Source organism: Pseudoalteromonas atlantica, from assembly GCA_007988745.1.
GTDB classification, from domain to species: Bacteria; Pseudomonadota; Gammaproteobacteria; order Enterobacterales; family Alteromonadaceae; genus Pseudoalteromonas; species Pseudoalteromonas atlantica.
The window spans coordinates 18,600-32,244 of record BJUT01000003.1 but is presented as its reverse complement, the minus strand read 5'-3'; the positions used below and the strand labels follow the sequence as shown (position 1 = coordinate 32,244).

Here is a 13,645-nt window from a genome sequence, read left to right as displayed (position 1 = left end):
GTATTAATTACATTACCTTCAGTTTACAACAAAATCATATTAAGTGTAGTTATCTAATTAAAAACTTAGCATTTTTACTTAGACCTTGCATGTAAACTGAGCTATTAGGTTGTTTGTCGTTTTTAATTCACTTTTAATTTATGCCTTGTTAGGCTTATTTCAAATAATAAGTAACCTTGAGTCATTATGAAAAAGCGTTTAGTCCTGTCAATGTTAGCGGCCTGTTGTGCAGCCCCTGCGTTAGCCGATGTAAATTATTCTTTAAGTATTACACAGCCACAACATCATTTAGGTAATGTAAGTGTAGAGTTTCCAAAGTCGGCGCAATCGCATATCGATGTTAAATTGCCTGCATGGCGTACTGGTCGCTACGAAATATTAAACTTAGCCAATGGGGTACGTTACTTTGCGGCCACAGACGACAATGGCAATGCATTAAAATGGGAAAAAATTAATCACAGCACATGGCGAGTGCATTTAGCTGAGCCAACACACGTGAATATTGATTACCAAGTATATGCAAACGAGTTAGGTAAACGTGCACGCCACATAGATGATAGCCATGCCTTTATTGATGCGTCTGGCTTTTTTATGTTTAGTGAATCGTTTCGCCAAGAACCAGTTACCGTAGATTTAAAGGTGCCAAAAGCGTGGCGCTCTGTATCAGGTATGGAAAATGCGAGTAATAAACACAGTTTTAAAGCCGCAGACTACGATGTACTGGTAGACTCACCAATAGAGACAGGAATTAACAAACTTCATAAATTTGAAGTAGATGGCCGCCAATACGAGTTAGTTATATGGGGCGAAGGCAACTACGATGAGCAACTAATGCTTACTGATTTAAAAAAATTAGTCACCACAGGTAATGTTATTTGGAATAGCTACCCGTATGAGCGTTATGTATTTATGGTGCATGCTACATCGGGTGCTGGCGGGGCAACTGAGCATTTAAACTCAACCATTATACAGCGCCCACGGAATCGTTTTGGTAGCCGCGAAGACTACTTAGGCTTTATAAGTACCGCCGCGCATGAATTTATTCATACTTGGAATGTAAAAGCTTACCGCCCTAAAGGGCTGGCGCCTTATGATTACACCAACATGAACTACTCAAATTTATTATGGATTTCGGAAGGTTCTACTAGCTACTTTGAAGATCATCTATTAGTGCGCTCAGGCATAGAAACCACCGATGAGTTTTTTAAAGTGATGAGTAAAACGATTAATCGCCACTTACAAACACCGGGTCGAGAAGTACAAAGTGCCAGCGAAACAAGCTTTGATAAATGGATAAACCAAGGCGGCGACCACGCGCGTAATTACAGCACCAATATATATTTAGAAGGCTCATTGCTTTCTATGTTGTTAGATATACATTTATTAGAAACAACCCAGGCAAAAGTTAATTACCGCCAAGTACACAATGCTTTATACAACAAGCACACGTTACCACAAGGGTTTACTGAGCAAGATGTACTGGCAATATTAAAAGAGCTAACAGGTGAAGACTACACAACGTGGTGGCACGATAACGTGAGCACCCCAGCTAATATCGATTTTGATGCTTTATTAGGTAAAGTTGGCTTAAAGCTTACTCGCCCTGAGAGCGCTAAGCCATTAGCAAGCATTGATGCCACTGCAAAAAATAGCGGTGAGTTATTAACGCTTAGCCACGTTCGCAGAGGCGGAGCAGCATGGCAGGCGGGCCTCACAACAGACGATAAAATTGTGGCGGTTAACAAGCAGCATGTAGGAAAAGATTTAAAATCGAGCTTAGAAGTATTTAAAGCGGGTGAAAAAGTCACTATCGATTTTATTCGTCGCGATGCACTTCAATCGACAACCCTCATTTTATCGCAAGATTATGATAAACCTAAAAAGGTGGTTGCTGATAAAAATGCAACGTTATCTCAACGCGCTTTATTTAAAGCATGGGTGGGGGTAGAGCACCCGATTAATGTGCAAGCTGATTAATCATAATAGCGTTTAAAAAAAGGAGCTTTGGCTCCTTTTTTTATATCTTATGCAAAGGTATATCACTTAAAAACCAACCTAAAAGTGCTAATTTTAAGAGTACGTCCTATTATTGTGTTAATAACGACTCTAGGTTGCGTATAAATGAAGTCATTAAAAACCACTCAAATCCTCTCACATCAATTTGTGCTTAACGATCCGCTGCATCAGTTATTTGATGCGATACACAGTATTTCTGTGCAAGGATACGATGAGCAGCGCCGCGTTATTTATTGGAATAAAGGCAGTGAACTGCTTTATGGCTATACAAAGGAATACGCAACCGGAAAAAAACTAGAAGATTTAATTATCCCACCTCCAATGCAAGATGCGGTTATAGATGCTCATCGTGAGTGGCTCATAAACGATATCGAAATACCCGCGGCTGAGCTTACATTACAGCATCAAAATGGCAGCAATGTTACTGTGTTTTCAAGCCATGTTATGTTTACAAATCAGCATGGGGTAAAACAGATGTACTGCATAGACATAGACTTGAGCGATGTAAAACAAGCACAAGCGCAAGCTATGGATAAACAGCAGATGCTCGAAAAAGTATTTGAAGCCATTCCTGATTTGTACTTTTTACTCAAACCGGATGGCACCATAGTTGATTACCATGCAAATGATTTGAGCAACTTACATTTACAGCCTGAGCAATTTTTAAATAAATCGATGTTTAGCGTATTGCCCTATACTGTAGCCAAAATGTTTAAAGACAATATTCAAGAGCTGTTAATTCACAAAGGTAATGTATGCTTTGAATACGAACTTTTAGTACCCAAAGGCGTGTTGTATTTCGAAGCGCGAGTGAGTTATTTACATCATTCAGACCAAGTAATGGTGATAATTCGCGACATAACAGAGCAGCATGAGTCAAACAAACTTATACGTAAACAAGCCTATTACGATAGCTTAACGCTACTCCCTAATCGTTTTAATTCTTTAAAACGACTTACTCAGCTAATTAACACTGCGAGCGAAAAAAACACTTTAGCCGCTGTTATTTTTATCGACTTAGATGACTTTAAAAAAGTAAACGACACACTCGGGCATGAAATTGGCGATTCATTACTTATCAGCGCCGCTAATAAATTGAGCCAAATAGTTAATGAAAACGCGACCGTAGGCAGGTTGGGGGGCGATGAATTCATTATTTTACAACCAGAGCTACACAGTAAAAAACAGCTAGACGAGATTGTTACACGCTTACTTAAAAGCTTTAGAACCCCCTTTGAAATAGATGGTCGCGAATTGTTATTAACGTTAAGTATTGGCGTGGCTTTGTACCCTGATAATGGGGTAACAGCCTCTGATTTATTACGCCATGCAGACACAGCAATGTACCAAGCAAAAGCGCTTGGCAGAAACACCTACGCCTGCTTTACCAGCGAAATGAATACCGCCATAAAAAGGCGGTTAGCAATAGAAGAGCAGATGCATGTTGCTCTTGAAAAAAATGAATTTGAATTGTATTTCCAACCTAAATGCGATGCTAAAACACTTAAAATAATTGGGGCTGAGGCGCTATTACGCTGGAACAATAGTGTGCTTGGTAAGGTTATGCCCGATGAGTTTATTCCGTTAGCAGAGCAAACAGGTTTAATTATTCCAATTGGAAAGTTTGTTATTGAGCAGGCATTAGCATTTTTAACGCAGTGGCAGGCAAGCTCTCAACAAAACTACAGCATGGCAATTAATTTATCACCAAGCCAATTTAGAGATTCAGAGCTGCTAAGTTTTATAGCAAGCACGTTAGAAAAAACCGGAGTAAGTTCTAAAAATGTCGAGCTTGAAATAACTGAAGGTGTGTTAATGAGCGTACAAACCAATATTACAGAGTCATTGTATGCACTTAATAAGCTCGGTATTAAACTATCCATGGATGACTTTGGCACAGGCTACTCATCGCTTAGCTATTTAAGGCAATATCCGTTTGAGGTATTAAAAATAGATCGCAGCTTTATTTGTGGTATTACCGAAAACCAAGAAGACTACAGCTTAGTTAAAGCCACAATTGCAATGTCGCATAGCTTAGGCTTAAGTGTGGTAGCTGAAGGCGTAGAAACATCAGCACAACAAAAATTACTAGCCGAGCTAAATTGCGATTTGATTCAAGGTTACTATTTTAGTAAACCGCTGCCTGCGGTACAGTTACTTGATTTTAAAGCGTTATAAGTACATTTATTATAAGTGTTAACCTAGACCCATTGAGCTTTAAATAGCGTAAATTGAGGCGCCCACCGCATTTAGTATTTAAACCCTTTAGCCAAATAACGCTACGCATTAATATGATAGGCTTTACTGCTACTGCTTTGGTATTTAGATAAAACAAAACCTACGTAGTTAAATAAAACACCCACTAGATTGAGTAAAACTCATCCCGCAAACTTTAATACCCCTGACACTCATAATTCATTAATTTAATTCATGTGCATTTTATAAGCTAATGATGCTAGGTTTAATCATCACAATATTGAAGGAAATAATTATGAAACTAGAGTCATTAGCACTGCACCATGGTTACGAGTCTGAAGAAACCACTAAATCAGCAGCAGTGCCTATTTATAATACCTCATCTTACACGTTTGATAATACGCAGCATGGCGCTGATTTATTCGACTTAAAAGTACCAGGCAATATTTATACTCGTATTATGAACCCAACCAATGCGGTGCTTGAACAGCGTATTGCTGCAATGGAAGGGGGCATTGGTGCGCTAGCGGTAGCCTCAGGCATGGCAGCTATTACCTATGCTATTCAATGCTTGTGTGAAGTAGGCACTAATATTGTGAGCACCAGCCAAGTATATGGCGGTACATATAACTTATTTGCCCATACGTTACCGCGCCAAGGTATTGAAGCTCGCATGATTAAAGCTGATGATTTTAGCGCCTTTGAAGACGCGATTGATGATAATACCCGCGCAGTATTTTGTGAGTCCATTGGTAACCCGGCAGGTAATATTGTCGATATTGAGCGTTTAGCTAACATTGCTCATAGTAAAGGGGTGCCACTTATTGTTGATAATACCGTTGCGACCCCGTATTTATGCCGCCCATTTGAGTTAGGTGCCGATATAGTGGTTCATTCACTGACAAAGTATATAAACGGACACGGTACAGCTATTGGCGGTATGATTGTTGATTCAGGTAAATTTGATTGGAAAGCCAATGCCACACGCTTTGCAATGATGAATGAGCCCGATCCGTCTTATCACAATGTGGTCTATACCGATGCCTTTGCAGAAGCAGCCTTTATTGGTCGTTGTAGAGTAGTGCCACTTAGAAATACCGGTGCAGCACTTGCGCCCAAAAACGCATCTGACATTTTAATTGGCCTAGAAACCTTAGGTTTACGAATGGATCGTCACTGCGAAAACGCGCAGCAACTGGCTGAATACTTAGAAAATCACCCTAAAGTACTTTGGGTTAACTACGCTGGTTTAACATCAAGCCCACATAATGCAATGAGCCAAAAAATCACCAGTGGTAAAGCCTCAGGCATTTTAAGCTTTGGTATCGCGGGCGGCCTTGAAGCAGGCACGCGCTTTATTGATGCGCTTAATATGATCCTGCGTTTAGTTAATATTGGCGATGCTAAATCGCTGGCTTGTCACCCAGCGTCAACCACGCACCGCCAATTAAATGATGAAGAGCTTGCAAACGCAGGTGTGAGCCGTGATTTAATTCGCCTATCAGTCGGTATTGAAAACATTGCCGATATTATTGCCGATGTAAGCCAAGCGCTCGATAAAGCATAGTTATAAAATTAAGAACCTTGCGTGAGTAAAGAAGGTGCTTTTGTAGCGCCTTTTTTATTAGGTTTAATTTGCTTGGTTTGTTTTATAAATGCATTTGTATAAAGTTTATTTAAAACGCCGCTGTGTAATTGTTGAAACTTACGTTTAAAAAAAGCTTTTTTAACCTTGGTTTTAGTAGCGCAGCTTGCAATATCGCTCTGTATGTCTGTATTTTGCGAAACAGGGTATGGCATAAGCGAAAAACCATTTACGTGGGTTTCCCAAATATGCTGTAAGTCGCAATCTACAGGGCGGCCAAATTGAACTGTGGCTTTAAGTAATTGCTTAGCCCCTTCATAGCTTATTGCCGTAGCACAACAGCCGGTCATTAGCTTTTTATGTATGACTAATTGCTGGTGGTTATTTAGGTTTTGCTGATAGGCAATAGGGCGAGTGCGGTTTTCATAAGCGGCGAGTTTAATAAGCTGCCAGGGCTGCTGTAGCTGCTCAATATTTTTTATCGCATTATGAATGCTCTCATCAATATAAAAGTCATCCTCGAGCACAATCGCGTAATCTAGTTTTTCATCAACTATCTTTTGCCATGCTTTACGGTGGCTTAAATAGCAGCCAATTTGGCCATTGCTTAGCGGATAGTGATACTGCTGTTTATTCAATTGCGGGCTGTAATGTAGGAACTTTTGTTGTGTACTTAATTGTGCGCCATCTACGGCATCAATTCGTTCAAATGACAAGTTAACACGTGCCAGTTGCGTTTGAGTATTTGCGAGTCGCTGCGCGGAGCGCGCTAAGTTTATTACAAATAATGCTGCCATGATGTTCACCCCCTACCGTTTTTAGCAATACTAAAGGGGGGCTGTTACACGCAAGTGGCAAATTTATGGCTTTTTTAAGTCAGCTCGCGGCTGCGCTAAAATGGCGTTTTTTTCTTCTTGGCTGAGGATGATCCAATCAAATATTTCTTCATTAGTTCGCCCGCAGCCAGTGCAATAACCGCTGCGGCGCTCACATATGCCTAAACAGTCTGTTTTTAACTTAGTGTTTGAGTGTGTGGGTTTTTGCATTTAATTTCCTAGCGGTGGAGCAATTTCAAAACGGGTAATATAGCGCGTTCTGCTTTGAGAGGTAAATAAGGTGATAACTGGGTGAGCTTCATCCAAAACAAAGTTACTACTGATTGAAGTTGCTGACTCTTTCGTATTTTCGTACCAGCCTTGTGACGCTACACATTGACGTATTTTATCCACTGTTTGTATATGTAGATTTGTGGCATGGGCTTGTTTGTTTTCACTCGTGCATTGATAACTAAACTGCTTATTATGTTGAGTAATGGTGCAGGTATTGCCTATAAAATGGGTATTAGCATGCCACTGGTTTATAAAATCATTCCCCACTTTATTTGCTTTTACTGCATTAAAGCCATTAGCGTGCGCATTAAGTAATGTGTTTAGTGGGCTACACGTGTTTTGCGTTTTTACTATTTTGGGCGCAGGGGCTTTTTGGCTTACACAACCTGTTAATACCAATAAGGATAAGGCTGTGATAATTGATTTATTCATAAGCAACGCTAAAAGAATTAGATAAGCTGCACCATACGCAACCTATGTAAAAAAATAAATACCATAACGTAAAAAGGCCCATAAAATATGGGCCTGTAAATGCGCTAAAACAAAGCAGCTGTATTATTTATGGCGACCTTGTAGGCATTTTACAACGTCTTCAAGGGCTAAGCCTTGGCGTTGTAGCAATACAGTAAGGTGATAAATTAAATCAGCCGATTCGTTAGTAAGTTCATCGTTATCGTGTTTCATTGCAGCAAGCGCTACTTCTACGCCTTCTTCACCTACTTTTTGACAGCTACGGCTTAAGTCTTTAGCAAACAATGAAGCGGTGTAGCTTTTTGCTGGGTCGTCGTTTTTACGCTCAACAATCACATCTTCTAATTGCGCTAAAAAGCTTAGGCTAGGTTTTGCGTCATCACCAAAGCAGCTTTGTGTGCCTAAGTGACATGTTGGGCCTTCTGGATTAGCCAGTACTAAAATTGAGTCGTAGTCACAATCGGTATGCACCGATACTACGTTTAAGTAGTTTTCTGATGACTCACCTTTGGTCCATAAACGTGACTTCGAACGCGAGTAAAAGGTTACTTTGTTACTTTCAAGCGTCGCCTTTAGTGCTTCGCTGTTCATAAAGCCTTGCATTAAAATAACACCAGAGCGAGCATCTTGAACAATCGCAGGGATCATTTCGCTTTTAGCAAAATCTACTTGAGTTTGGTTTTGTTGTGTTACTTGCATAGTCTTGCTGCCACTTGGTTATCAGTTAAAAATTGTTTTAATTCGCCAATGTTAATCACATTTTTGTGAAAAACGCTTGCTGCTAATGCGCCATCGACTTCGCTTTGTTTAAATACATCAACAAAGTCTTGCATACTGCCTGCACCGCCTGATGCGATTAAAGGAATATTACATAATGCGCGCATTTTACTTAACTGCTCATTGTCGTAACCGTTACGTACGCCATCTTGGTTCATACAGTTTAAAACAATTTCGCCTGCGCCTAAGTCTTGTACGCGTTTAACCCATTCTTCGGTTTTGTAACGTGTACGGCTTGATGCATTAGGATCGCCGGTTAATTGATACACTAAGTATTCGCCGGTCACTTCATCGTAAAAGCTATCAATACCTACAACAACACATTGCTTACCAAATTCATCATGCAGCTCTTTTATAAGCTCAGGGCGGGCAATAGCAGGGCTGTTAATACTTATTTTATCAGCGCCACGCTCTAGTACACGTGCTGCATCGGCTACCGATTTAATACCGCCAGCCACACAAAATGGAATATCGATGTGGCGGGCAATGCTCTCTACCCAATTTACATCAAGTAGGCGTTTTTCAACACTTGCGCTGATTTCATAAAAAACCAGTTCATCGGCGCCGGCATCGCTGTATGCTTTTGCCATTGTTAAAATATCGCCCACTATTTCGTGGCCTTTAAATTTAACGCCTTTTACTACTTGGCCGTCTTTTACATCTAAACACGGGATTATGCGTTTTGATAACATGCCAACGCCTCCTCAACACTAAATGCGCCATCAAGTAGTGACTTACCTAAAATAACGCCTCCTACGCCCAGCTCTTTAAGCTTTTTAATGTCATCAAGTGAGCTTACGCCACCCGAAGCTTGCACTTTAATGCTGCTGTTATGGCGACTTAAATCTTCATAAAGCTCAAACGATGGGCCGGTCATGGTGCCATCTTTACTGATGTCCGTACATAAAAAGTCAATAACGCCCAAGCTTACATAAAAATCTACAAGCTCAAGTAAACCAAACTCAGATTCACTTAACCAACCGTGCGTAGCAGGTGCCCAGCCAGTGGCTGTTTTATTTACATCAAGGGCAATAACAAAGTGCTCGGCGCCAAATTGTTCAATCCAGGCTTTTACTTGCTCGCGTTTTTCTACCGCCATAGAACCAATAACAACTTGGTTAGCACCGGCTTTTAGCCAATCGCTTACATCTTGCTCTGAGCGAATACCGCCGCCCACTTGATACGGTACGTTAAGCGCTTTAGTTGCAGCTTGAATATGTTGCCACTGTTTTTTACTTGGATCGCGTGCGCCTTCTAAATCTACAAGGTGCAATTTACCTGCGCCGCTGTCGGCGTATTCTTTTAAACGTGCGCCAAGCTCAAAAGGGTAAAACTGAGCGGTGTCGTACTTACCTTGGTATAAACGAACAATTTGATTTTGTAATACGTCTAATGCTGGAATAATCACAAATAATCTCTTTATTGTTGGTTAATGGGCCGTTTATAACTGCCAATCAACAAAATTTTGTAATAAACGTGTGCCTACTTTTGCACTGCGCTCTGGGTGAAATTGCATGCCAGCGTAGTTGTCTTTTGCAACTATGGCTGAAAAGGTTTGGCCGTATTCGCCGCTTACAAGTGTTGCATCGTTCACGGTGTGCGCAAAGCTATGTACAAAGTACACTTGCTCGTCTTGTGTTAAGCCTTTGGTGAGTGCATGCTCTTTATTTACGCTTAAGTTATTCCAACCCATATGCGGCGATGTTAAATTGCCAACATCAAGGGCTTTTACTTGGCCTGGTATTTTACCTAAGCATTGTACGTTACCTTCTTCGGTGCTTTCGCACAGTAACTGCATACCTAAGCAAATTCCCATAAGTGGGCGCTGGTATTCGTTTATAGCTTGTTGCCAGCCATTATCTACAAGGCGTTTCATGGCAACAGATGCATGTCCAACGCCTGGTAATATTGCACGCTCAAAACCAGCTAATTGCTCTGGTGAGGTAATGACTGTTGGCGTTTGACCTAAACGTTCAAAGGCAAAACGAACTGAATTTATATTGGCACACCCGGTATTAATTATGGCAATCATAAACATCCCTTAGAGCTGGCTGTTTGTTGGGTCGTGTCTTGTGCTACTGCCATACGAAGGGCACGTGAAAACGCTTTAAATAAGCCTTCTACTTGGTGATGACAGTTACCGTCGCTCACCGATAAAATAAGGCTAATAGCGGCATTATCGCTTAAGCTTTTGAAAAAGTGCTCAACCATTTGTACGTCTAAATCGCCGGCTTTTTCGCGGCTAAAGTTAGCGTTTAATACAAATGAAGCGCGGCCCGATAAATCAATTTGTGCTTCAGCTTTACACTCATCCATAGGTAGCGCAAAACCATAGCGCGCTATTTGCGATTTAGTACCCAGCGCTTGTTTAAGCGCAACACCTAGGGCAATACCAATGTCTTCAACAAGGTGGTGCTCGTCTATGTGTAAATCGCCTTTCGCTTTAATATTTAGACCAATGTTGGCGTGGGTGCGAATTTGATCAAGCATATGATCAAAAAAGCCAAGGCCTGTTTCAATGCTACCGTTTTTAGTTTGATCTAGGTTTATGGCTACATCAATTTGGGTTTCTTTGGTGTTACGCGTAACACGGCCTTCGCGATTGGCAGTTGTAAGCTTTGTAACAATGGCAGGCCAGCTGCCATCATACAAAATGCCTTCACAACATAAGTTTTGAGCAAGGCCAATATCGGTTTGACGATCGCCAATCACGTATGAGCGAGCTAAATCAACCTTGCCTGAGCGCATAAGTTCAGTTAATAAACCTGTTTTAGGTTTACGGCAATCACAGTTTTGCTCGTCAAAGTGTGGACAAATTAATACTTCGTCAAAGCTAATGCCTTGGCTTTGCAGTATGTCCATCATTTTATCTTGTGCTATATCAAAGTCAGCAGTCGGGAAGCTGTCTGTGCCTAAGCCATCTTGGTTAGATACCATTACTAAGCGGTACCCTGCGGCTTGTAACTGTAATAAAGCCGGGATAACACCAGGTAAAAACGCTAATTTTTCTAGGCTGTCTACCTGTTTGTCGGTGATTGGCTCTTCAATTATGGTGCCGTCACGGTCAATAAATAAATAGGGGTTACTCATGATACTTCTTGTCCTGATAAAAGAGGTGAGGTTGCTGGCTTATCAAGGCCATCTAACCAAATTTTTACTTGCTCAAGTTCTTGCTCATTACCAATGGAGATACGTAGCCAATCGTCTTCACCGTATAGGGTAAACGCGCGCATCACTAAACCTTGTTCAAGTGCTACTTTAAAGTAGTTTTTGTCGGCTAATTTTAAGGTAACAAAGTTACCTTCACCAGTGAGAATTTTTAATGCAGCTGGGGATGCGTTTAACCACTGTACAAGTTTAGCTTTTAAACTATTTAAAATAGTCACTTGTCGGCGCATTGATGTTATTGCATCAGGCGCTATGGCTTGTGCTGCAATACTTGCTACCACACCCGATACCGGATACGGCGCAATCACTTTACGAATAGGTGCAAGTACACTTTCTTGTGCAAGTGTAAAGCCGGTTCTTAGCCCTGCAAGCGCAAACGCTTTAGATAAAGTGCGCAGTACCACTACATTACTATATTCGTTAATCAGCGCTGTAGCACTTTGCTTAGGGCAAAACTCAATGTAGGCTTCATCAACAATAACTAAAGCTTTACCGGCAAGTGCTGTTGCAATTGCTTTTACTTTTTCAAGGGGGGTTATGCTACCGGTTGGGTTATTTGGATTACAAATAAACACCAATTTTGAGCTGCCCACTGCCTCAACTATTTCATCAACACTGCCATCAAGTAATAACGCTTGGGTTAAGCCATTGATTGCAACGTTGTGCGTATCAGCGGTTACCTTGTACATACCGTAGGTTGGCAAAAATAACGCGATACTGTCTTTTGCAGGTTCGCAGTAGGTACGTACTAAAAGCTCAATGCCTTCATCGGCGCCGCGCGTCATTAATACGTTTTCGCTTTCAAGCTCTGCATACGCAGCATAGCGGTCAATAACCAGTTGCGGTTGTGGATCTGGGTAGCGATTTAAATCTTCAATACTCAGTTCAATATTTTTAGCGTACGGGCTTTCATTGGCATTTAACCACGTTGACCCTGTTAGCTTTTCACTTTTAGCAGAGCTATAGGCAGCAAGAGCTGCAATATTTTGTGGTAATAAGCTAGTCGCTTGTGCGCTCTCATTGCTCATTTTTAATTGCCTCTAAACGAATTGAAACCGCATTTGCGTGTGCATCAAGGCCTTCTGCATCTGCTAGTGGCAAAATAGCTTTTGACAGCTGTGTTAGGCCACTTTTACTTATAGTTTGTACTGTGTAAGTGCGGAAAAAATCAAGCAAGTTTAAGCTTGAATAGGTTGCACTGTAACCGTAGGTAGGTAACACGTGGTTAGTACCCGATGCGTAATCGCCCGCTGATTCTGGCGTGTAGTCGCCAACAAATACCGAGCCTGCATTTTTTACTTTATCTAAGTAAGGTGTTGAATCTGCTAATTGCAAAATTAAGTGCTCAGGGCCATATTGCGCTGATACGTCAAATGCTTGCTCAACAGAGTCGACTAAAATAAGTGATGAATTAGCCAGAGCTTGCTCGGCTGTCTCTTTGCGGCTTAAGTTAGCAAGCTGGCGTGTAAGTGCCCGCTGCGTTTGCTCAATGATACTTTCGCTGTTACATAATAAAATAACTTGCGAGTCTGCGCCGTGCTCAGCTTGCGAGAGTAAATCTGCCGCTATAAATTCTGGGTTTGCACGCTCATCTGCAATAACTAGTACTTCAGAGGGGCCTGCTGGCATATCGATTGCCATTCCAGGGATCGTTTGCGCAACAAGCTGTTTGGCCATCGTTACAAAGCTATTACCTGGGCCAAAAATTTTGTTCACTTTAGGCACTGATTCAGTGCCGTAGGCCATTGCGGCAATTGCACCTGCGCCACCACTTTCAATTAAAGTTGTAATGCCACATAACTTAGCTGCATATAATATCGCAGGGTTAATGCTTTCATCACCTTGTACAGGGGTTGCAAGTACGACGGTTTTAGCACCACTTAATTGTGCAAGTACACCTTGCATAATAACCGATGATGGCAGTGGAGCACTGCCACCTGGTACATAAATACCCACAGCTTCGATGGCCTGATATTTCAGTTCACATTCAACGCCAGGTTGGGTTGATAACTTAATATCTTTAGGCAATTGCGCTTCGTGAAAACGTTTAACGTTTGCATAAGCGGTGTCAATTGCGTATTTAAGCTCTGCGCTTAGTGCTTGCTCTGATGCGTTTATTTCATCAAGCGGTACACGTAAACGAGGGTTAGCTCTATTATCAAACTTTTTAGCCATATCAAGTAAGGATTTATCACCTTGCTCTTTCACATCGCTCATAATTGTTTGGCATATAGCTTCAACCTTTGCGCTGGCAGAAACCGCAGGGCGCATTAGCGCCGCTGCTTGTACTTGTGAAGATTCCTCATTCCAACGAAGCATGGTA

13 protein-coding genes are annotated in these 13,645 nt (G+C 41.4%); 3 read left to right on the top strand and 10 right to left on the bottom strand.

The annotated features are described in order from the left end of the window. Positions 1 to 186: 186 nt before the first annotated feature. The 3 genes from PAT01_RS02905 to PAT01_RS02895 all read left to right on the top strand — a co-directional run bounded on the left by PAT01_RS02905 (position 187) and on the right by PAT01_RS02895 (position 5,779). Complete coding sequence (locus PAT01_RS02905) at positions 187 to 1,977, top strand: M61 family metallopeptidase (protein WP_138577199.1); 1,791 nt, start codon at positions 187 to 189, stop codon at positions 1,975 to 1,977. Positions 1,978 to 2,121: 144 nt separating this feature from the next. After that, complete coding sequence (locus tag PAT01_RS02900; protein ID WP_138577197.1) at positions 2,122 to 4,194, top strand: sensor domain-containing protein; 2,073 nt, start codon at positions 2,122 to 2,124, stop codon at positions 4,192 to 4,194. A gap of 313 nt (positions 4,195 to 4,507) precedes the next feature. After that, positions 4,508 to 5,779 carry an O-acetylhomoserine aminocarboxypropyltransferase/cysteine synthase family protein gene (locus tag PAT01_RS02895; protein ID WP_138577195.1) on the top strand — a complete coding sequence of 424 codons (1,272 nt, stop codon included), beginning with the start codon at positions 4,508 to 4,510 and terminating at the stop codon, positions 5,777 to 5,779. An 8-nt stretch (positions 5,780 to 5,787) separates the two neighbouring features. Here PAT01_RS02895 and PAT01_RS02890 read toward each other — a convergent pair whose 3' ends face one another. The 10 genes from PAT01_RS02890 to hisD form a co-directional block, all read right to left on the bottom strand. Then, positions 5,788 to 6,594, bottom strand: coding sequence for a glycosyltransferase family 25 protein (locus PAT01_RS02890; RefSeq protein ID WP_154944699.1), 807 nt, complete (start codon positions 6,592 to 6,594; stop codon positions 5,788 to 5,790). Between the two features lie 63 nt (positions 6,595 to 6,657). Further along, positions 6,658 to 6,843 (bottom strand): DUF1289 domain-containing protein, encoded by a 186-nt coding sequence (locus tag PAT01_RS02885; protein ID WP_024031736.1) that lies wholly within the window; start codon positions 6,841 to 6,843, stop codon positions 6,658 to 6,660. Further along, positions 6,844 to 7,338 (bottom strand): lipoprotein, encoded by a 495-nt coding sequence (locus tag PAT01_RS02880; RefSeq protein ID WP_138577191.1) that lies wholly within the window; start codon positions 7,336 to 7,338, stop codon positions 6,844 to 6,846. Positions 7,339 to 7,461: 123 nt separating this feature from the next. Then, positions 7,462 to 8,076 carry a bifunctional phosphoribosyl-AMP cyclohydrolase/phosphoribosyl-ATP diphosphatase HisIE gene (hisIE, locus tag PAT01_RS02875; protein ID WP_006793442.1) on the bottom strand — a complete coding sequence of 205 codons (615 nt, stop codon included), beginning with the start codon at positions 8,074 to 8,076 and terminating at the stop codon, positions 7,462 to 7,464. Continuing rightward, on the bottom strand, positions 8,067 to 8,846 hold the full coding sequence (gene hisF / locus PAT01_RS02870; protein ID WP_006793443.1) for an imidazole glycerol phosphate synthase subunit HisF: 780 nt from the start codon (positions 8,844 to 8,846) through the stop codon (positions 8,067 to 8,069). Before hisF ends, hisIE begins: the two co-directional genes overlap by 10 nt. Next, complete coding sequence (locus PAT01_RS02865; protein ID WP_055254146.1) at positions 8,828 to 9,562, bottom strand: 1-(5-phosphoribosyl)-5-[(5-phosphoribosylamino)methylideneamino] imidazole-4-carboxamide isomerase; 735 nt, start codon at positions 9,560 to 9,562, stop codon at positions 8,828 to 8,830. Before PAT01_RS02865 ends, hisF begins: the two co-directional genes overlap by 19 nt. Before the next feature lie 33 nt (positions 9,563 to 9,595). Beyond that, complete coding sequence (hisH, locus tag PAT01_RS02860; RefSeq protein WP_004586382.1) at positions 9,596 to 10,186, bottom strand: imidazole glycerol phosphate synthase subunit HisH; 591 nt, start codon at positions 10,184 to 10,186, stop codon at positions 9,596 to 9,598. Then, on the bottom strand, positions 10,183 to 11,244 hold the full coding sequence (gene hisB, locus PAT01_RS02855; protein WP_024031732.1) for a bifunctional histidinol-phosphatase/imidazoleglycerol-phosphate dehydratase HisB: 1,062 nt from the start codon (positions 11,242 to 11,244) through the stop codon (positions 10,183 to 10,185). Before hisB ends, hisH begins: the two co-directional genes overlap by 4 nt. Beyond that, complete coding sequence (hisC, locus tag PAT01_RS02850; RefSeq protein ID WP_138577187.1) at positions 11,241 to 12,350, bottom strand: histidinol-phosphate transaminase; 1,110 nt, start codon at positions 12,348 to 12,350, stop codon at positions 11,241 to 11,243. The genes hisB and hisC overlap by 4 nt, the downstream gene beginning before the upstream one ends. Then, positions 12,340 to 13,641, bottom strand: a complete 1,302-nt coding sequence (gene hisD / locus PAT01_RS02845; RefSeq protein WP_138577185.1) for a histidinol dehydrogenase — start codon at positions 13,639 to 13,641, stop codon at positions 12,340 to 12,342. The genes hisC and hisD overlap by 11 nt, the downstream gene beginning before the upstream one ends. Positions 13,642 to 13,645 lie beyond the last annotated feature (4 nt).

Coding starts and splice junctions, on each gene's coding strand:
- hisD (WP_138577185.1), bottom strand. CDS start 13,641: ATGCTTCGTTGGAATGAGGAATCTTCACAAGTACAAGCAGCGGCGCTA.
- PAT01_RS02895 (WP_138577195.1), top strand. CDS start 4,508: ATGAAACTAGAGTCATTAGCACTGCACCATGGTTACGAGTCTGAAGAA.
- PAT01_RS02885 (WP_024031736.1), bottom strand. CDS start 6,843: ATGCAAAAACCCACACACTCAAACACTAAGTTAAAAACAGACTGTTTA.
- hisB (WP_024031732.1), bottom strand. CDS start 11,244: ATGAGTAACCCCTATTTATTTATTGACCGTGACGGCACCATAATTGAA.
- PAT01_RS02880 (WP_138577191.1), bottom strand. CDS start 7,338: ATGAATAAATCAATTATCACAGCCTTATCCTTATTGGTATTAACAGGT.
- hisIE (WP_006793442.1), bottom strand. CDS start 8,076: ATGCAAGTAACACAACAAAACCAAACTCAAGTAGATTTTGCTAAAAGC.
- PAT01_RS02900 (WP_138577197.1), top strand. CDS start 2,122: ATGAAGTCATTAAAAACCACTCAAATCCTCTCACATCAATTTGTGCTT.
- hisC (WP_138577187.1), bottom strand. CDS start 12,350: ATGAGCAATGAGAGCGCACAAGCGACTAGCTTATTACCACAAAATATT.
- PAT01_RS02890 (WP_154944699.1), bottom strand. CDS start 6,594: ATGGCAGCATTATTTGTAATAAACTTAGCGCGCTCCGCGCAGCGACTC.
- PAT01_RS02905 (WP_138577199.1), top strand. CDS start 187: ATGAAAAAGCGTTTAGTCCTGTCAATGTTAGCGGCCTGTTGTGCAGCC.
- hisH (WP_004586382.1), bottom strand. CDS start 10,186: ATGATTGCCATAATTAATACCGGGTGTGCCAATATAAATTCAGTTCGT.
- hisF (WP_006793443.1), bottom strand. CDS start 8,846: ATGTTATCAAAACGCATAATCCCGTGTTTAGATGTAAAAGACGGCCAA.